Here is a 1,571-nt window from a genome sequence, read left to right on the forward strand (position 1 = left end):
TTGCGCGCAGCAGCACCGATGATTGATAATCTGACTGTCCTGCCTGGGGGAATTTGACCGGCCAGAAGTGGGGGAGTTTGAAGTGGCCAACGGGGAAAAGCCCTTGCAAGACAAGGGCTTTCATGGAATTCGTTGGTCGGGGCGACATGATTCGAACATGCGACTCCTGCGTCCCGAACGTAGTTTAAGCGCACTAAACCAGGGGGTGTGAGCCCATATCATAGCAGCAAAATCAATGGCTTACACATTGCTTCCCGTATTTTCCCTCTAATTCCAGCTGCAGTAAAAACCCCTAATTTGTCACCGATTTGTCACCGATTTTGCCTTGCACTTGCAGCTCACTTAGTGCCTCCCACTCGCCCATTAGCCTTCAGGTATTACGCAAAGCCTCGCCTCAGCCCTAAGGATGACACACGCCCGCGGGAATATCGCATCAAGCAAAGTGAATAAACTCGAGACCTAGACATAAGACCATCCCAACAAGGTCTTTACCTACGAGTATCTTCACATGCAAAGCTTTAAACCAATCACGAAACTTGAGGCGGCAACTATTTTGGGCGTTTGCTCTAAAAGTATCACTAATTACATTAATCAAGGGCTTCTGCCAAAACCGGTTAGCATTGGTAGAAAAGCATTCTGGCACCCAAACGTATTCTATGGACACCTACATACCTACCTTATCAGTCAAGAAGTCACTCAAGTGTCCCATGTCAAAGCTCATGACGAACAAACTGGGCCCTCAGCGCCATTACAACCAACAACGCTCCAAACAAAACATCAAGACATAGCCAGCGATAAAGGCTTAAGCAAAAGCCCTGAACCTCTCGGAAGTAATGCGACAAAAAAACAACCACAGATGAAACTGTCACCTGCAGCACGTTCGCGCAGGTCTCAGGCAAAGCAACTAGCTCTCATCGCAGAAGGCTGAAAACCACATACGTACCCTCTCCCTTCTATACAACCGCAGGAAGGAAGTCCCCCAAACACCTAACAAACGTGGAACCCAACGGATGTACGGTCAAATGTGATTGCGGAAACCTGACGCCTTGATCAAAAGACACCCTTAATAAATAAAATCGGCATAGGGGGCAGTCTTCGTATCCAGGTATGCCACCCACATCTTCTGGCGGGCAAGCGTTAGCCCCGTCCAAGCACCAAGGCGAGTCGAGAGGACCTTCGAATTGGGTCCGCTCTAGCAGCGTGACACGATGCCACCAGGCATCGCCGTAGTCGTAGAGATAGTCGAAGGTGTGCGCACCCCCCAACGCTTTTTCCAGGCGAACCCGTTGCTCATTTTTAAGATCGTGCTCCGGGTAATCAGGGTCGGGCTCACCGTAGTGCATGTCGTTGATGATGAACTCATGCAAATGCCCACCTTGCCACCCCATGGCCCAGAGCAAGGTCACGTGCAGTTTACGCAAGGTAATGTTGGCCGGCACCAGAATCGTTCGGTAGATCAGCGGAGCGCTGTCACGCTGTCGCGCGTCAACTATCTTGGCCGGTGCGCGTCAATTATCTTGGCCGGTTGACGCTGGGCAATTTACTGAGTTGATGCCATCCTTTTCAGGGAT

Annotated in this window: 2 protein-coding genes; one reads left to right on the forward strand and one right to left on the reverse strand. The window is 50.6% G+C overall.

The window, feature by feature from the left end; translation table 11 throughout:
* Nucleotides 1–508 precede the first annotated feature (508 nt).
* Nucleotides 509–928, forward strand: coding sequence for a helix-turn-helix transcriptional regulator (locus DFR37_RS22930; RefSeq protein ID WP_147251678.1), 420 nt, complete (start codon nt 509–511; stop codon nt 926–928).
* A gap of 25 nt (nt 929–953) precedes the next feature.
* Here DFR37_RS22930 and DFR37_RS22675 read toward each other — a convergent pair whose 3' ends face one another.
* Nucleotides 954–1,493, reverse strand: a complete 540-nt coding sequence (locus tag DFR37_RS22675; RefSeq protein ID WP_113935412.1) for a plasmid pRiA4b ORF-3 family protein — start codon at nt 1,491–1,493, stop codon at nt 954–956.
* Nucleotides 1,494–1,571 lie beyond the last annotated feature (78 nt).

It is taken from the genome of Eoetvoesiella caeni, from assembly GCF_003315175.1.
GTDB classification, from domain to species: domain Bacteria; phylum Pseudomonadota; class Gammaproteobacteria; order Burkholderiales; family Burkholderiaceae_B; genus Eoetvoesia; species Eoetvoesia caeni.

What these genes read in the sequence shown, in the direction of transcription:
- DFR37_RS22930 (WP_147251678.1), top strand. Translation starts at nt 509, where the DNA reads ATGCAAAGCTTTAAACCAATCACGAAACTTGAGGCGGCAACTATTTTG.